Source organism: Microbacterium sp. LMI1-1-1.1 (assembly GCF_040815675.1).
Classification (GTDB): Bacteria; Actinomycetota; Actinomycetes; order Actinomycetales; family Microbacteriaceae; genus Microbacterium.
Window position 1 is genome coordinate 464,130 of sequence record NZ_JBFPNN010000008.1, and the last position, 17,168, is coordinate 481,297.

The following is a 17,168-nucleotide window of genomic DNA, read 5'->3' on the forward strand; positions in this document are numbered from 1 at the left end:
GGTTTCCCGGTCAGTAAACGCCCTCCGCCGGTGGACACGACGTGGCACGGCGTTTCCGCCGCGAGGGAGCGTTTACTGGCGGGAGCGCCCGAAGGCCGGGACGCAGGGCCGCGGCAACGGGCCTGCGAGAATCGAGGGATGACCGCCACCCTCGTCGCGCAGGGCCTCGCCGGGGGCCACGGACACCGCACGCTCTTCGACGGGGTCGACCTCACCGTCGCGCCGAGCGACGTCGTCGGCGTCGTCGGGGCCAACGGGGCCGGCAAATCCACGCTCCTGCGCCTGCTCGCGGGCGTCGACGACCCGCAGGCCGGCACCGTGTCCCTCGCGCCGGCCGACGCCTTCGTCGGGTGGCTCCCGCAGGAGCACGAGCGCGTCCCCGGCGAGACCGTCGCCGCGTACATCGCCCGTCGCACCGGATGCGCCGCGGCGACGCGGGAGATGGATGCCACGGCCGCAGCCCTCGGCGACCCCTCGGTGCCCGGGGCCGACGACGCCTACGCCACGGCGTTGGAGCGCTGGCTCGCCAGCGGCGCCGCCGACCTGGACGAGCGCATGCCGATCGTCCTCGCCGACCTCGGCCTCTCCGTCGGCGCCGACGCCCTGATGACGGGACTGTCCGGCGGTCAGGCCGCCCGCGTCGGCCTCGCCGCGCTGCTGCTGTCGCGCTTCGACATCGCCCTGCTCGACGAGCCGACCAACGACCTCGATCTGGACGGACTCGAGCGCCTCGAGACGTTCGTCCGCGGCCTGCGCGGAGGCGTCGTGCTCGTCAGCCACGACCGGGAGTTCCTGGCCCGAGCGGTGACCCGCGTCCTCGAGCTCGACCTCGCCCAGAACACCCACCGCGTCTACGGCGGCGGCTACGACGCGTACCTCGAGGAGCGGGCGACGGTCCGCCGGCACGCCCGCGAGAAGTACGACGAGTTCGCCGAGAAGAAGGCCGACCTCGTCGCCCGCGCCCGGACGCAGCGGGAGTGGTCGAGCCAGGGCGTCCGCAACGCGATGAAGAAGGCGCCCGACAACGACAAGATCCGGCGCAAGGCGTCGATGGAGTCGAGCGAGAAGCAGGCGCAGAAGGTCCGGCAGATGGAGAGTCGCATCGCGCGCCTGGAGGAGGTCGAGGAGCCGCGCAAGGAATGGCAGCTGGAGTTCACGATCGGGACGGCGCCGCGGTCCAGCTCGGTCGTCTCGACGTTGTCGGGCGCGGTGTTCCGCCAGGGCGACTTCACCCTCGGTCCCGTCTCGCTGCAGGTGAACGCCGGCGAGCGGATCGGCATCACCGGCCCCAACGGGGCCGGCAAGACGACGCTCCTCCGCGGCATCCTGGGTCGCCAGACGCCCGACGAGGGCACGGCGAGCCTGGGCTCGAGCGTCGCGATCGGCGAGATCGACCAGGCGCGGTCGCTGCTCGTGGGCGAGCGACCCCTCGCCGAGACGTTCGAGGGGCTGGTGCCCGAGATGACCTCCGCCGACGTGCGGACGCTGCTGGCGAAGTTCGGGCTGAAGGCCGACCACGTCACGCGTCCGGTCGACGGTCTGTCGCCGGGGGAGCGCACGCGCGCCGGGCTCGCGCTGCTGCAGGCCCGCGGTGTCAACGTGCTCGTGCTCGACGAGCCGACGAACCACCTCGACCTCCCTGCGATCGAGCAGCTCGAGCAGGCGCTGGAGTCCTACACCGGAACCCTGCTTCTCGTCACCCACGACCGCCGCATGCTCGCGGCGGTGCAGACCGACCGCCACTGGCGCGTCGAGTCCGGAGACGTCTCCGAGGTCTGACCCGCGCGGGGCCGCACGCGGAGATGAGCCCCGCGCGGGGGTGAGCCCCGAGGGGCCGCGTGGCTGACAGGCGAGGTCAGCGCCCCTGACGCTTCTTGTACGGCTTGGGCTGCCCCTTCACGATGGGCGCGCGGCCCGTGCCCTTCGACGCCTTCGCCTTCCCGCCCTGGACCTTCGGCGCGGCGACGGCCTGCGGCGGGGCGTCGGCGATGCGCGCGTGCGCCTCCTCGAGCAGCAGCTCGCCCGCGGGGGTGAGCCGCGTCGGCGGCGTCCGCGTCACCAGCGGCTGCCCCACCTCCTCCTCGAGCTTGTCGATCGTCGTGTAGAGCGAGGCGAGAGGGATGCCGAGGCTCGCGGCCGCGCGCGGGAAGTGCAGCTCCTCGGCGAGGGCGGAGAACCGGACCAGGTGCGCGAGCTTCATGGCATCCATTCTCCCGTGCCTCGTCGCGGACCGCGTCCGCCCGCCCGCAGGTCCTCGCCGAGATCACGTGGTCCCGGTGGCGGGAGGGCGGGCCGGGCGGGCGGGGGCGGTCAGGCGGCGGCGAGGAAGCGGTCCGCCGTGCGGAGGGACAGCGCCATGATCGTCAGCGCGGGATTCGCGGCGATCGCCGACGGGAAGACCGAGTTGTCGCAGATCCACAGGTTCGGGATCTCGTGCGAGCGGCCGTCGGCATCCACCACGCCGTCGGAGGGGTCCACCGACATCCGGGCCGTGCCGATCGTGTGCGCCGAGCGGGCCAGGACCATCGTCTCGCGCGCCCCCGCCGCCTCCATCACCCGCAGCATGAACGCCGTCGCGTGCCGGGTGATCGCGTTCTCGTTCTCGCCCGCGGTGAACGTGATCCGCGCGCGGGGGATGCCGTACTCGTCGACCTCGTCGACCAGCTCCAGCCGGTTGTCGTCCGACGGCAGGCACTCCGCGTTGATGCCGATGCCCGCCATGAACCGCGCCTGATCGAGCCGCTGCATGAGCTCCGGCCCCCACAGGCCGCCGCCGCGCACGAGCGTCGTCGCGAAGGTCAGCGGCATCACGCCGAGGCTCTGCACGAGGTACCCGCCGGCGAAGTCCGCGTCGGCGGGACGCATCATGTCCTCGGTGATGAGCGACGAGGGGTACCCGCGGTGACCGCGCACCGGCTCGTCGAACCGGCCCCACACCTGGGTGGCGCCGTGGGCGAGGAAGTTCCGCCCCACCTGGCCGTTGTCGTTCGCGATCCCCGTGTGCAGCAGCAGACGCGGCGTCTCCACGCCGCCCGCCGCGAGGACGAGCGCGCGGGTGCGCTGGCGCTTGTCGACACCGTCCTGCCGGTACACGACCGCGGCGACGTGCCCGCGCGCGTCCCGCTCGATGCCGTGCACCATCGCGTTCGCGCGGATCTCGGCGCCGGCATCGACCGCCACGGGCAGGTACGTGTTGGCGGTGGAGGCCTTGGCATCCGTCCGGCATCCCTGGTGGCACTCGCCGCAGTTGATGCAGGCGCCGCGCTCGCCGTAGTGGTCCTGCAGGCGGGCGCGGGTCAGGACGGCGGCGGGGGCGTCGGCCCAACGGATGCCGAGCTCCTCGCACCCGCGGGCGACGAGGTTCGCCGGGGCGTTGCGGGCCGCTGCGGGGTACGCGTACCGGCGGTCGGGATCCCACGGGTAGGGGGTCTGTCCCGAGACGCCGATGTCGCCCTCGACCCGCTCGACGTACGACAGCAGCTCGTCCGGGTCGATCGGCCAGTCGCGGCCGACCCCGGACTCGGTGCGGAGGGCGAGGTCGCGACGGTCCGGGCGCGGCGTGAACGCGCCCCAGTGCAGGGTCGAGCCGCCGACGCCGCGGCCGCTGTTGTTCGGGCCGAAGGCGGTGGCGTCGTCGCCGCCGGAGAGACGGTCCGACATCCAGTTGATCTCGACGGACTCCGGCTCGTCGGGGGTGAAGTCGTCGGTCGTGAAGTGACGACCCGCCTCCAGCGCGACGACGGACAGTCCGCGCTTCGCGAACTCCGCGGTGAGGGGGGCGCCGCCGGCGCCGGTGCCGATGACGACGACGTCCACGACGTCGTCGAGCGGGTACGTGCGCATCCGGTCGAGATTCATGCCGAGACCGCCTCTCCGGTGGTGTGCTGCTGTTCGTCGACGGTGCCACCGACGCCCGCCGGCTCCCAGTCCTCGCGGCGGCCGATCGTCAGCTGGACGAAGCCGCGCAGCGGCCGCGTCCCGCCGGTGGCGAAGCCGTCGTAGCCCGTGCGGGCCATGCTGGCGGGGTGCGCCAGCCACTGCCGCACGAGATCGACGCGGGCGTCCTCGAGCCACGCGGCCAGCTGCTGGTGGTCGAGGGGGCCGGTGGCATCCCCCTCTCCCTCCATCGCGCGCCGCAGGAGGTCGGCGCGGGCGGCAGGGTCGGTCGGCCAGAGCGGCGCGAGGGTGTCGAGACCCGCGCGGTAGGCCTCGACGTCGGGGGGCAGCGTCGCGTTGCGCCAGCCGTCGCCCTCCCCGCGGGCGAGCTGCGCGTCGACGCGTCCGGCGAGGTCGATCGCGGGGCCGTCCTGGGGCACGGCGAGGTCGGCGATCTCCCGGAGCAGCGTCAGCTGCGCGACGTCGAGCACCTGCGGGGCGTACCCCCGGTCGTCGGGAACGGCGCGGCGGCCGAGGGTGCCGCGCACGCGGTCGTCGACGCGGTCGCCGGCGATGAGCTGCGCCCAGTCGTCCGGGACGACAGGGCCGACGAGGACCTCGTCCTCCACGAAGCGGGCGATGGCGGTGGATGCCTCGGGGGCGCGCTCCAGCGGGATGAGGTGCCCCGTCTCGGCGAGGGGGTGGAACCGCGCGCGGGGGTACACATCGGCGAGCAGGCCCGGCTGAGCGTGGGCGCCGAGATCGGCGTCGTCCGTCCCCGCGAGCACCAGGACGGGGAGGTCGAGACGGCCGACCTCGTCGGTGGCATCCACGCGGCTCCCGGTCTCGAGCCAGGCGCGCCACGCCGCCGGGGACGTGCGTCGCAGGTCGGCCAGCGCGAGCGCGTGGGCGTCGGGGTCGAGCGGACGCGCGGTGTTCTGGTCGAGGAAGGTCTGAGCGTCGTCGTCGGACAGTCTGCCGTCGGCGACCCACGACAGCATGAGCGCGCGGCGTTCCTCGTCCATCGGCTCGGGGCGGGGCGGCGACGGGGCCATCAGCACCATCCCGCTCAGCCCGAACAGGCGGGCCTCGCCGCTTAGCGTGCGCGCGGCCACGAGCGCGGCGATCTTGCCGCCCATGCTGTGGCCGCCGAGCATCCAACGGCCGCCGCGGTGCGCCGCGAGGACGCCGATCACGTGCTCGACCGTCGCCTCGATGGAGGTGTCCGCGGCGTCCGCGGCCGACCCGAAGCCCGGGAGGTCGATGCCCTCGACGTGGACGCGGCCGGCGAGCTCCGTGCGGAGGCGTGCGAAGGAGTCGGCGCTCGCGCCGAGCGCGTGCAGCAGGTAGAGGGTGACGGGCGCCCCGCCGGGGCCGTCGTTCGTGGTGGGCATATCCTCACGCTCGCTCACTGGATCGAGCGGAATGGGCCGCTTGCAATCCGGGCCGATTTGCGCAAGTGCCGGTGACGGCGGGAGTGGATGCCGCGGGCCGCTCACCCGACTCCTCGGTTGCGGCCGCAGTGGGTGCTGCCCCGGGGGGCGGCGGGCGCTCGCCGAACTCCGGACTTCCGGCCGCCGTGGGGCGTGCCCGGGGCGGCGGGGCGCTCGCCGAACTCCGGAGTCCCGGCAGCCGCGGGGCGTGCCCGGGGCGGTGGGGCGCCCGCCGAACTCCGGAGACCCGCCGCCGGGGACGCGGGATTGCCGCGGGAATCCGGGCGCGACGCGCCCGGGCACCGCGGAACTCAGGAGTTCGGCGAGTGAAGGATCCCGGGCCGGGGGGACGGGCCTCAGGAGTTCGGCGAGTGAGCGGCCCCCGGGCCCGGCGGGCCGCCCGCCGCGCAACTCAGGAGTTCGGCGAGGCAGGCACCCCCGCCGCCCCTGGATCTCAGCAGACCGGCGAGCGATGCGTCGCGCTCACGGCGTGACCATGCCGCCGTTCACGTTCAGCGTCTCGCCCGAGACGTAGCTCGACTCCGCGGAGGCGAGGAACACGAAGGCGGGCGCGATCTCGGCGGGCTGGCCGGCGCGCTGGTAGGTGCTCTCGTCGTCGAACGCCTTCATCTGCTCGTCCGACACGCCCCGGCTGACCTGCAGCGCCGACCAGGTGGGCCCGGGGGCGACGACGTTGACCCGGATGCCACGGGGTGCCAGCTGCTGGGCGAGTCCCTTCGACAGGTTGTTGATCGCCGCCTTCGTCGCGGCGTAGTCCAGGCGGTCGGGCGCCGGCTTGTACGCCTCGAGGGACGCGGTGTTGATGATGGTGCCGCCCTCGGGCAGGTGCGCGAGCGCCGCCTTCGTGATCCAGAACGGCGCGAAGACGTTCGTGCGGAACGTCAGCTCGAACTGCTCGTCGGAGAGGTCGTCGACCTTCTCGACCATGACCTGCTTGCCGGCGTTGTTCACGAGGATGTCGAGGCCGCCCAGCTCCTCGACGGCGCGGGCGACGAGGTCGCGGCAGGCCGCCGGCTCGGAGATGTCCGTGGCGATGGACACGCCGGTGCGACCGGCGGCGCGCACGTGCTCGAGCACGTGGTCGGCGTCGCGCTGCTCGTCGGGCAGGTGCACGATGGCGACGTCGGCGCCCTCGCGGGCGAACGCGATGGCGACGGCGCCGCCGATCCCGGAGTCGCCGCCGGTGATGAGGGCCTTGCGGCCGACGAGGCGGCCGAGCCCGCGGTACGTCTCCTCCCCGAGGTCGGGCACGGGCGTCATGTCGGCCTGCACGCCCGGCTCCGGCTGGTGCTGGACGGGCGGCTCGACGCGGTCGTAGCGGGTGACGGGGTTGTCGAAGGTGTACTGGTCGCGGTCGCTGCTCATCCTTCGACGCTAGGGAGCCGGTGGCATCCGTCGCGCGCCCTTGACGAATCCGGATGCCGCGGTGACCGACGGCGATTCGCGACCCGGTGACTCCGCGACACGACGCCCCCGGCGGAGCGATGCACGCGCACGGGGCCGCAGGCAAGCCGTCCGTTCCCGACGGACCCGACCGGTAGACACGAAGGACCAGCCGCCACCGCTCCCGAGAAGAGGGCTCCGATGACGACCACCCCGCCCCGCCCGCACCGCGCCGCCGTCCGGACGGGGGCGGCGTCGTGAGGCTCACCGACACCAGCGACCTGTGGTGGAAGACCGCCGTCTTCTACAACCTCGACGTCAAGACGTACCTGGATGCCGATGACGACGGCGTCGGCGACCTCCGGGGCCTCGCCCAGCGGCTGGACCACCTCGCCGAGCTCGGTGTCACGTGCCTGTGGCTGGCGCCGTTCTACCCGTCGCCGCAGCGCGACAACGGCTACGACATCGAGGACTACTACGGCGTCGATCCGCGCTACGGCTCGCTCGGCGACATGGTCGAGGTGCTGCGCACGGCGCACGACCGCGGCATGCGGGTGATCGTCGACCTCGTCGTGAACCACACGTCCGACCAGCACCCGTGGTTCCAGGACGCCCGGACGAGCCGCGACAGCCGATACCGGCACTTCTACCAGTGGCGCGACGACGTGCCCGAGGACGCCCCCGCGAGCATGTTCCCCGACGTCGAGGACGGCGTCTGGTTCTTCGACGAGACGGCCGGGCAGTACTACAAGCACTCCTTCTACCGGCATCAGCCCGATCTGGCGACCGACCACCCCGAGGTGCGGGAGGAGATCGCCAAGGCCATCGGCTTCTGGCTCGAGCTCGGCATCGACGGGTTCCGCGTGGATGCCGTCCCGCATCTCATCGACGGCGACGACGGGCCCGAGCACGAGTTCCTCCGCACCCTGCGGGGGTACGTCTCGCGGCGCAGCGGGCACGCCATGATGCTCGGCGAGGTTAACCTCCCGTACGACGAGCAGATGCTCTTCTTCGGCGGCGCGGACGGCGACGAGCTGACCATGCAGTTCGACTTCGTCGCCAACCAGCGGCTCTACCTCGCCCTCGCCCGGCAGGACGCCGCCCCGCTGCGCGAGGCGCTCGCCTCGCGCCCGGCGCTGGCGATCGGCAACCAGTGGGGCAACTTCGTCCGCAACCACGACGAGCTGACCCTCGACCAGCTGACCCGGGGGGAGCGGGACGAGGTGTTCGCGGCGTTCGCGCCGAACGAGGGCCAGCGCATCCACGGGCGCGGGATCACCCGCCGCCTGCCCTCGATGCTGGAGGGCGACCCGCGCCGGGTGCGCATGGTCTACAGCCTGATCTTCTCGCTGCCCGGGGCGCCGGTGCTCTACTACGGCGAGGAGATCGGCATGGGGGAGAACCCCCGGATCGAGGGGAGCCGCGCGGCGGTGCGCACCCCGATGCAGTGGACCGGCGCCGACGACGCCGGCTTCTCGTCGGCCGCCGCTGACGACCTCGTGGCGCAGGTCGTGCCCGGCGGCTTCGGTCCGCAGCATGTCAACGTCGCGCAGCAGCGCCACGACCCCGAGTCGATGCTGCGGTTCGTCCAGAACCTCGTCCGGCACTACCGGGCGTCTCCCGAGATCGGATGGGGAGAGCTCGGCATCCTGGATCAGCCCCACTCCTGCGTGCTCGCACATTCGGTCACGAGCGAGCTCGGGATGTTCGTCGCCGCGCACAACTTCGCCCCCGACGGGCGCACGTTCCGCCTGGAGATCGAGGGGATGGATGCCACCGGCTGGAGCGTCGTCGACCTCCTCTCCGACGGTGCCGGCACCGAGGAGATCACGGACGGCGGCATCGACGTCGCCCTCGACGGCTACGGCCACCGCTGGTGGCGCGTCATCCGGCCGGGGGAGCGCCGCATCGCCTGAGGCGCGTGCCGCGGCGCCGTGCCCGGTTCGGCGGCGCCGCTAGAGGCCGAGGGTCCGCCGCAGGTAGTCGTTGCGGAAGACCCCGCGCGGGTCGGCCTCGCGAGCCGCGGCGAGGAAGTCCTCGACGTGCGGGAGCGTCGACCGGATCCGCTCCCCGGGCATCGTGAAGGCCTTGCCCCAGTGCGGTCGCGCCTCGAACGGGGCGAGCGCCTCCTCGATCGCGGGCAGCACCGACAGGACGCCGTCGGTGTCGTTCCGCCAGGTGAAGTGAATCGCCATCACGTCGCGCCGGTAGGCCGGGCTCAGCCACAGCTCGTCCGCGGCGACGGTGCGCAGCTCGGTGACCAGCAGGTGGGGGTCGATGGTGGAGGCCAGATCGCGGACGGCCGCCAGCGCCTCGCGGGCGGAGGCGAGCGGGACGAAGTACTCGCTCTGGATCTCGTCCCCGTCGCTGGGCAGGGCGTCGGCGCGGAAGTGCGGCAGACGCGTGTGCCACGGTCCCGCCGTGCCGCGCGGCGTGGTGTTGTCGACGGTGCGGATGCGACCCAGGTGGATGTCGTCTCCGACGGGACGCCCGCCGAGCGCCTCGACCCACGACAGGTCGCCGTCGTCGCTCTTGGCCCACACGAGGTCGTGCGCCGGCTCGCCCCAGGTGGTGAAGACGCTGACGCTGCGCGCCCCGCCGAACACCCGCTCGACGTCGCCGACGATGTCCTCCCACGCGACCCCCGTGAACGCCTCCTGGGTCACCGCGTAGGTGGGCTCGGTCCGCAGCTCGACAGCGGCGACGACACCCAGCGCGCCCAGGCTCAGCGCGGCGGCCGGAAACAGCGGCTCACCGGCCTCGAACCGACGTATGCCGCCGGCGGCATCCATGATCTCCACCGCCCGCAGGGCGCTCGAGAGGTTGCCGTTGCGCAGGCCGGAGCCGTGCGTGCCCGTCGCGGTCGCGCCGACGACGGAGATGTGCGGCAGCGAGCCGAGGTTGTGCAGCGCGCGCCCCTCGGCCTCGAGGACCGGAGCCAGCTCGGCGAAGGTGACCAGACCCTCGACGCGCACGCGGTCGCCGTCGATCTCGATCCGGACGGGTAGGCGCTCGAGCGAGACGAGGGCGGCGTCGGCGTCCGCGATGTCGTTGAACGTGTGACGGGTCGCCTGCACGCGCAGGGACGGCGTGGATGCCACCACCTCGGCGAGCTCGTCGAGGTCGCTCGGCAGCAGCACCTTCTCGGCCGCGTACCGGTGATTGCCCGACCAGGTCGCGCCCGGCTCTCGTGTCTGGATCATCTTCGGTCTCCTCCGTGCATCCTTGCCGACTCCCCATCCTGCCCCGCCGCGGGGCGGCGGAGGTGATGTCGGGGGCGGAGGACCCTGGATGCCTTTGGCATCCTCCCTCCGCCGTCACGCCGGCGAGGACAGTGCGTCGGGCGGCGGAGGTGATGTCGGGAGCGGAGGACCCTGGATGCCGCTCGGCTCCTCCCTCCGCCGCATCTCCTCCCTCCGCCGTGGTGACCGGCGCGTCGGGCAGCGGAGGTGGTGTCGGGAGCGGAGGACGGGGGATGCCGCTCGGCTCCTCCCGTCGCGACATCCCCTCCCTCCGCCGTGGTGACCGTCGCGTCGGGCAGCGGAGGTGGTGTCGGGAGCGGAGGACGGTGGATGCCGCTCGGCTCCTCCCGTCGCCACATGTCCTCCCTCCGCCGTGGTGACCAGCGCGTCGGGCAGCGGAGGTCATGTCGGGAGCGGAGGACCCTGAATGCCTCTGGCATCCTCCCTCCGCCGCATCCCCTCCCGCCGCCGTCACAACGGCGAGAACAGCGCGGCCTCGAAGACGGCCTCGGCCGCGCCGACGAGCAGCCGCCGTCCGCCCAGCTCGGCCACGGCGATGCGCAGGTCGTCCGCGCACGCGGGCATCGTCTGCGCGCGCACCGCGGCGTCGAGGCCGTCGAGGTCGAGGGAGGCGAGCACGGCGAGGAAGCCGCCGAGCACGATGACCGCGGGGTTGAGGGCGTTCGCCGCGTTGGCCAGGGCCGTCGCGAGGATGCGGAGCTGCCGCGCGGTCTCGGCCCGCACGCGGGGGTCCTCGGACGCGGTGAGGGCGTCGGCGAGCTCGACGTCGTCGCCGTGGTCCCGGCCGACGGCGGCCAGGAGCAGCGCGCGGCTGACCTCGTCCTCGAGCACGCCGCCGGGCACCCGGCGGTCGTCCTCGTCGACGATGCCCGGACGGTTCTGGCCGAACTCGCCGGCGTAGCCGCCGGCGCCACCGAGGGGTGCGCCGCCGGCGATGACGGCGCCGCCGATGCCGCTCGCGCCGCCGTTGAGGTAGACGACGTCGTTCACGCCGCGCGCGGCGCCGAAGAGGTGCTCCGCCCGTGCGCCGAGGGCCGCGTCGTTGGCGACGTGGGCGTCCAGGCCCGTCGACCGGCTGACGAGGGCGCCGATCGCGGCGTCGGTCCAGTGCAGGTGCGGGGCCTCGCGGACCATGCCGTCGGACGCGCGGACGGGCCCCGGCACGGCGATGCCCGCCCCGACGAGCCGCGTCGAGCGCAGCGGTCCCTGTCGCCAGGCGGTCAGCCGCTCGCCGACGAGGTCGGCGGTGCGTTCCGGGGTGAGCAGCGTGTCCTGAGGCAGGCGCTCGCGGACGAGGATCGTGCCGTCGAGGCCGATCGCGGCGATCTCGAGCGCGTCGACCTCCGGGTTCACGGCGACGGCGGCGACGTCCGGGTGCGGGGCGACGGTGGGGGAGGGGCGGCCGACGCGGCCGTCGGGGTCGGCGGCGCGTTCGACGACGAGGCCCTGGCGCGACAGCTCGTTGACGAGGTCGGCGATCGTGGACCGGTTCAGACCGGTGGCCCCCGTGAGCGCCGAGCGCGAGCGCGGCCCCTGCTGATGGACGGTCCGCAGCACGAGGGCCAGGTTGGCGCGACGCATGCCGTCGCCCCGGGTGCCCACGCTGACCATGGGTCCCACCTTGCCACGCGCGTCCGCTCCCGCCGGGCCGCGCAACTCCCATCCCGCCCCGAGGAACCGGTGCCAGGATGCGGGGATGGACTTTTCCGGCATCCCGATCACGACCATCCGCGGCGAGCAGACGACCTACGGCGACCTCACGGAGGGGAAGGCGGCGCTCGTGGTGAACGTGGCCTCCCGCTGCGGACTGGTCGGGCAGTACGAGCAGCTCGAGGAGCTCCACCGGCGCTTCGGCGACCGCGGCTTCACGGTCATCGGCTTCCCCAGCAACCAGTTCCTGCAGGAGCTGGGCGACGAGGACAAGATCGCGGAGTACTGCTCGGCGACGTGGGGGGTCACCTTCCCGATGTCCGAACGCGTGCGCGTCAACGGGCGCCACGCCCATCCGCTGTACAAGGAGCTGACCTCGGTCCCGGATGCCGAGGGTAAGACCGGGCGCATCTCGTGGAACTTCGAGAAGTTCGTCGTCAGCCCGGACGGGCGCGTCGTGCGATTCAGCCCGCGGGTCAAGCCGGACGCCGACGAGGTGGTCGCCGCCATCGAGGACGCCCTCCCGCGCTGACCGCCGCTCACCCGGGGCGCTGACTTGGCGCACATGTACGCGGCGAGGCCCCCGGCGCGGACATCTGCGCCAAGTCACCGCGGGAGGAACCGGGAATCGGGGCCTGGACGCAGCGGCATCCGGGGTATATGTTGTGAACACCAACAAACCCGATGTGCGCCCCGGTGCACGCGTGCGTCCATGCGAAGGAGCAGGAATGCCCACCCCCACCCGCGATGACAAGTTCTCGTTCGGACTCTGGACCGTCGGCTACAACGGCACCGACCCCTTCGGCGGCCCGACCCGCAAGCCGCTGGACGTCGTGCACGTCGTGGAGAAGCTGGCCGAGCTCGGCGCGTACGGGCTCACCTTCCACGACGACGACCTCTTCGCCTTCGGCTCGACCGACGCCGAGCGTCAGACCCAGATCGACCGCCTGAAGGGCGCGATGGATGCCACCGGCATCGTCACCCCGATGGTCACGACCAACCTGTTCTCGGCCCCGGTGTTCAAGGACGGCGGCTTCACCTCGAACGACCGCCAGGTGCGTCGCTTCGCCCTCCGCAAGGTCCTGCGCAACCTCGACCTCGCCGCCGAGCTGGGCGCCAAGACCTTCGTCATGTGGGGCGGCCGCGAGGGCGCCGAGTACGACTCCGCGAAGGACATCCGCCAGGCCCTCGAGCGCTACCGCGAGGCCGTCAACCTGCTCGGCGACTACGTCACCGACAAGGGCTACGACATCCGCTTCGCCATCGAGCCGAAGCCGAACGAGCCCCGCGGCGACATCCTGCTGCCGACGCTCGGCCACGCGATCGCGTTCATCGACTCGCTCGAGCGCCCCGAGCTCGTCGGCCTCAACCCCGAGGTCGGGCACGAGCAGATGGCGGGCCTGAACTTCGCCGCCGGCATCGCCCAGGCGCTGTACCACGGCAAGCTCTTCCACATCGACCTGAACGGCCAGCGCGGCATCAAGTACGACCAGGACCTCGTCTTCGGCCACGGCGACCTGCACAACGCCTTCGCCCTCGTCGACCTGCTCGAGAACGGCGGCCCTGGCGGTGTCCCCGCGTACGACGGCCCCCGTCACTTCGACTACAAGCCCTCGCGCACGGAGGACGAGACCGGTGTCTGGGACTCGGTCTCGGCGAACATGAACACCTACCTGCTGCTCAAGGAGCGGGCCGCGGCCTTCCGCGCCGACCCCGAGGTGCAGGAGGCCCTCGAGGCCGCCAAGGTGTTCGAGCTGTCGCAGCCGACGCTGAACGAGGGCGAGACCTACGACGACTTCCTCGCCGACCGTTCGGCGTACGAGGACTTCGACACCGACGCGTACCTGGGCGGCAAGGGCTTCGGCTTCGTCCGCCTGCAGCAGCTCGCCACGGAGCACCTGCTCGGCGCACGCTGACGCGGACAGGACCCGGATGCCGCGGCATCCGGGTCCTGCGCCGTCCTCCCGACGGGAGACGAACGAATCACGGACACCCTGCGCCGACGAGGACGCGGGGCAGGCAGAAGGGCAGAGCATGGCGCTCGTCATGGGAGTCGACTCGTCGACGCAGTCGTGCAAGGTCGTCGTGGTCGACGCCGAGACCGGGCAGGTGATGCGCGAAGGACGGGCCTCGCACCCCTCCGGCACCTCCGTCGACCCCGAGGCGTGGTGGATCGCGCTGCAGGAGGCCATCGCGCAGGCCGGCGGCCTCGACGACGTCGCTGCGGTGTCGATCGCCGGGCAGCAGCACGGCATGGTCGTGCTCGACGCCGACGGGCGCGTCATCCGCGACGCCCTGCTGTGGAACGACACGCGGTCGGCGCAGGCCGCGCGCGACCTCATCGACGAGGTGGGGGCCGAGGGCTACGCGGAGCGCACCGGCGCCGTCCCGGTGGCGTCCTTCACGGGCACGAAGCTGCGCTGGCTGCGCGACGCCGAGCCCGGCAACGCCGCCCGGGTCGCCGCGGTCGCCCTGCCCCACGACTGGCTCACCTGGCGCCTCCGCGGCTACGGCCCGGACGCCCCCGCGCTCGACGAGCTGGTGACGGACCGCTCCGACGCGTCGGGCACCGCGTACTGGGGCGCCGACGGCTACGACCTCGACCTCTTCCGCCGCGCACTCGGTCATGACGCCGTGCTTCCGCGCGTGCTCGCGCCGTGGGAGAGCGCGGGCACCCTCCCGGGCGGCGCCCTCGTCGGACCCGGCGCGGGCGACAACGCCGGCGCGGCCCTCGGGCTCGGCGCCGGCGTCGGCGACGTCGTCGTCTCGCTCGGCACCTCCGGCACCGTCTTCGCCGTGGCCGACGCGCCCACCCGCGACACCACCGGGACGGTCGCCGGCTTCGCCGACGCGACGGGCCGCTTCCTGCCGCTGGTCGCGACCCTCAACGCCGCCCGTGTGCTGGATGCCACCGCGTCGCTCCTCGGCGTGACGCATGACGAGCTCGGGGCGCTCGCCCTCCAGGCGGAGCCCGGCGCCGGCGGCGTCGTGCTCGTGCCGTGGTTCGAGGGGGAGCGCACGCCCAACCTCCCGCACGCCCAGGCCTCGCTGACCGGTCTCACGCTGGCGTCCACGACCCGTCCGAATCTCGCGCGCGCCGCGATCGAGGGCATGCTGAGCGGTCTCGCCGTCGGCCTCGAGGCGATCCAGGCGCAGGGCGTCGAGGTCCACCGCATCCTCCTCATCGGCGGCGCCGCCGCCAACGAGGGCGTCGCGCGCATCGCCGCGCAGGTCTTCGACGCCGAGATCGTCGTGCCCGCCGCGGGGGAGTACGTCGCGCTCGGCGCGGCGCGGCAGGCCGCGGGGGTCCTCGCCGGCGGTCCGGTGGACTGGCGGGTGGCCACCACCCGCGCGGTCGCTCCCGATCACCGTGCCGGGATCCGGGCCCGCTACGACGTCGTCGCGGCGCTGCGCGCGGCGGAGTGATCCCGCCCGCGTCAACCACCTCGGCACGACCGCGTCGGCGGGCCTAGCGTCGCCCCATGCCCACCATCCGCCTGCAGGCACCCACCTACACCCGGGACGTCGAGGTCGACGAGGCCGCCGACCTCCTCGAGGCCGAGGGACTCACCTGGACCCGCGACGGCGAGGCCGACGGCCTGCCCCGGTACGTCCCCGCGGCCTCCGGCTGAGGCGGATGACGGCCGGTCACTCCGTGATCGTGCGCGTCCGCGGCATCCCCTCCTCCGCCGCCCGCCCGCGCGGCAGGCGCACGGGGCCGTCCGCCGGCTGCACGCGCAGGTAGGACGGCTGCCGCACCGCGCGCACCGCGTCGTACACGCCGGCCCCGGGCAGCGGACGGCGGACGGCGTCGAACCGCAGCCCGCGGTCGTCCTGGTCGGGATCGAGGCGCAGGGTGAGACGGGCGAAGGGATGCCACGGCCCGAACGCCCGCGCGTGCCCCAGGGTGAGGGTCCACCCCGCGGCGGGGTCGGCTCGCGCGATCTCCCGGGGGTCGGTCGCCGGCGGGCGCCCCGAGAGCGTGCGGGCGCCGAGGGAGACCGCGCCGCGCTCGCCGCGGTAGGGCAGCAGCGTCCCGAACCGGGCCCGCTCGATGCGGCGGACGGGGAGCAGCGCGAAGCGGGCGGGCACGAGCCAGCCGGTGGAGGCGAGCTCCACGTCCACCGGGCGGCCGTCCGCCTCGAAGCGGAGGGCGAGGCCGGCGACGTCCGGCAGCGGGGCAGGGAGGCCGAGGGAGCGCGAGACCCGGGCGATGACCGGGACCGGCCCGGCGGGGGCGTCGTCGATCCACCGGATGCCGGCCGGGGCGGCATCCGGGATCCCCCTCAGCTCGCCGCTCAGGATCGCGCCGCGGGGGTGGAGGGGGCGGGGGTGACGCACGCGCTGCAGGACGTGGAAGGCGGCGCCGAGCAGCTCGCCGAGGCCCCGTGCGGCGGGGGAGCGGGACCAGGGCGGCGGGGCGGCGGAGAAGCTCATCCCGCCATCGCAGCGGCGGGGCGGGCGTTCGGCCGAGGGGGTTGCGGGACGCGGGGCGTCCGTGCCGGGGGCGGGGCGGGGGCTGCCCGCGGGTCCGCGGGAGGGAGGGGCGCGCGGGGCGGTCCGCGTCAGCCGGGGGTGGGGCGGGGGCTGTCCGCGAGTCTGCAGGAGGGAGGGGCGCGCGGGGGTCGCATCCGCCCGGTGGGGCGACGTGCGCCCCACCGGTCCTGCGGCCGCGCGCGCGGGCGGATCGCGGGGCGCGGAAAACACGTGCGATCCGCTCTTGTCATCGAAATGTGTTCTCGCTAACATTCAGGAAGTCGCAGGGCGAACTACCCCGGGCCCCCCTCGCGACGACCGGACCATCCGGTGGTCTTGCTACTCGGTCGACGTCGGTGTCGGTCGAAGAAACGGAGTACAACGATGAAGTTCTCTCAGGGTGTCGCGGCACGCATCGCGGTGGCGGCGGCAGGCGGTCTCGTGCTGGCCGGAACGGCCGGCGCCGCGTTCGCCGCCGAGGTCGGAAGCGATGACGTCACGGTCAGCGTCGACATCGAGGCTGTGGAAGGCGACGGTGCGCTGACCCTCACGGTGGCCGGCGACTCGACCAGCCTGACGGAGAACGCGGAGGCCGGCGAGCCGACCCTGCGTCAGTTCGACGGCGAGCTCCCCACCGTCACCGTCACCGATACGCGCGACGCCGCAGCGATCAACCCCGACGCGTACTGGTACGTCGTGGGCGTGGCGTCGGACTTCGTCGGCCCCGGCCAGGCGCTGATCGGCGCGGATCGTCTGGGGTGGACCCCCCGGCTCATCGATGAGGGCGACACCGGCCTCGTGAACGAGGGTCAGCCCGTCGCGACCTCGCAGGACGACGGCACCGATCCCGCGGCCCCCGGCAACAACGTCGGTCTCGTCGACCAGGAGCTCCTGTACGGCCTGGCCCCCTCCGCCGAGATCCGCGGTTCGGGAGAGTCCTCCTGGACGGCCGACGCCTCTCTGACCCTGAAGGCCGACCGCGATGTCGCGCCGGGCGAATACTCCTCCATCCTGACGCTCTCGCTGTTCGAGGACATCGAGTAAGCCAGGAGCCCCAGGAGTAAGC

The 17,168-nt window shown here is 73.6% G+C and carries 14 protein-coding genes; 7 read left to right on the forward strand and 7 right to left on the reverse strand.

The window, feature by feature from the left end:
- The first annotated feature begins 138 nt into the window (after positions 1-138).
- Complete coding sequence (locus MRBLMI1_RS11715; RefSeq protein WP_367732996.1) at positions 139-1,779, forward strand: ABC-F family ATP-binding cassette domain-containing protein; 1,641 nt, start codon at positions 139-141, stop codon at positions 1,777-1,779.
- A gap of 76 nt (positions 1,780-1,855) precedes the next feature.
- On the opposite strand, the gene MRBLMI1_RS11720 is transcribed toward MRBLMI1_RS11715, so the two are convergent.
- The 4 genes from MRBLMI1_RS11720 to MRBLMI1_RS11735 form a co-directional block, all read right to left on the reverse strand.
- Positions 1,856-2,200 (reverse strand): LysR family transcriptional regulator, encoded by a 345-nt coding sequence (locus MRBLMI1_RS11720; RefSeq protein ID WP_367732998.1) that lies wholly within the window; start codon positions 2,198-2,200, stop codon positions 1,856-1,858.
- A 110-nt stretch (positions 2,201-2,310) separates the two neighbouring features.
- A complete protein-coding gene (locus tag MRBLMI1_RS11725; RefSeq protein WP_367733000.1) occupies positions 2,311-3,858 on the reverse strand; it encodes a GMC family oxidoreductase in 1,548 nt (515 codons plus the stop codon).
- Positions 3,855-5,270: an alpha/beta fold hydrolase gene (locus tag MRBLMI1_RS11730; protein WP_367733002.1), complete on the reverse strand. Its 1,416-nt coding sequence runs from the start codon at positions 5,268-5,270 to the stop codon at positions 3,855-3,857. The genes MRBLMI1_RS11725 and MRBLMI1_RS11730 overlap by 4 nt, the downstream gene beginning before the upstream one ends.
- Before the next feature lie 522 nt (positions 5,271-5,792).
- Complete coding sequence (locus tag MRBLMI1_RS11735; RefSeq protein WP_367733004.1) at positions 5,793-6,695, reverse strand: SDR family oxidoreductase; 903 nt, start codon at positions 6,693-6,695, stop codon at positions 5,793-5,795.
- A 275-nt stretch (positions 6,696-6,970) separates the two neighbouring features.
- On the opposite strand from MRBLMI1_RS11735, the gene MRBLMI1_RS11740 reads away from it, so the two are divergent.
- Positions 6,971-8,629, forward strand: coding sequence for an alpha-amylase family protein (locus MRBLMI1_RS11740; protein ID WP_367733007.1), 1,659 nt, complete (start codon positions 6,971-6,973; stop codon positions 8,627-8,629).
- A 39-nt stretch (positions 8,630-8,668) separates the two neighbouring features.
- On the opposite strand, the gene MRBLMI1_RS11745 is transcribed toward MRBLMI1_RS11740, so the two are convergent.
- Both MRBLMI1_RS11745 and MRBLMI1_RS11750 read right to left on the reverse strand, forming a co-directional pair.
- Positions 8,669-9,916, reverse strand: coding sequence for a D-arabinono-1,4-lactone oxidase (locus tag MRBLMI1_RS11745; RefSeq protein ID WP_367733009.1), 1,248 nt, complete (start codon positions 9,914-9,916; stop codon positions 8,669-8,671).
- A 510-nt stretch (positions 9,917-10,426) separates the two neighbouring features.
- A complete protein-coding gene (locus tag MRBLMI1_RS11750; protein WP_367733011.1) occupies positions 10,427-11,587 on the reverse strand; it encodes an ROK family transcriptional regulator in 1,161 nt (386 codons plus the stop codon).
- An 85-nt stretch (positions 11,588-11,672) separates the two neighbouring features.
- On the opposite strand from MRBLMI1_RS11750, the gene MRBLMI1_RS11755 reads away from it, so the two are divergent.
- The 4 genes from MRBLMI1_RS11755 (at position 11,673) to MRBLMI1_RS11770 (ending at position 15,258) form a co-directional block, all read left to right on the forward strand.
- Positions 11,673-12,158: a glutathione peroxidase gene (locus MRBLMI1_RS11755; protein ID WP_367733013.1), complete on the forward strand. Its 486-nt coding sequence runs from the start codon at positions 11,673-11,675 to the stop codon at positions 12,156-12,158.
- A 196-nt stretch (positions 12,159-12,354) separates the two neighbouring features.
- On the forward strand, positions 12,355-13,542 hold the full coding sequence (gene xylA, locus MRBLMI1_RS11760; protein WP_367733015.1) for a xylose isomerase: 1,188 nt from the start codon (positions 12,355-12,357) through the stop codon (positions 13,540-13,542).
- Positions 13,543-13,660: 118 nt separating this feature from the next.
- On the forward strand, positions 13,661-15,052 hold the full coding sequence (gene xylB / locus MRBLMI1_RS11765) for a xylulokinase (RefSeq protein ID WP_367733017.1): 1,392 nt from the start codon (positions 13,661-13,663) through the stop codon (positions 15,050-15,052).
- Positions 15,053-15,108: 56 nt separating this feature from the next.
- A complete protein-coding gene (locus tag MRBLMI1_RS11770; protein WP_367733019.1) occupies positions 15,109-15,258 on the forward strand; it encodes a hypothetical protein in 150 nt (49 codons plus the stop codon).
- A 16-nt stretch (positions 15,259-15,274) separates the two neighbouring features.
- Here the strand turns inward: MRBLMI1_RS11770 and MRBLMI1_RS11775 are convergent, their stop codons facing one another.
- The gene (locus MRBLMI1_RS11775) at positions 15,275-16,063 is read right to left on the reverse strand and encodes a hypothetical protein (RefSeq protein WP_367733021.1); all 789 of its coding nucleotides are present in this window, start codon (positions 16,061-16,063) and stop codon (positions 15,275-15,277) included.
- Positions 16,064-16,486: 423 nt separating this feature from the next.
- On the opposite strand from MRBLMI1_RS11775, the gene MRBLMI1_RS11780 reads away from it, so the two are divergent.
- Positions 16,487-17,146, forward strand: a complete 660-nt coding sequence (locus MRBLMI1_RS11780) for a hypothetical protein (protein ID WP_367733023.1) — start codon at positions 16,487-16,489, stop codon at positions 17,144-17,146.
- Positions 17,147-17,168: the final 22 nt, after the last annotated feature.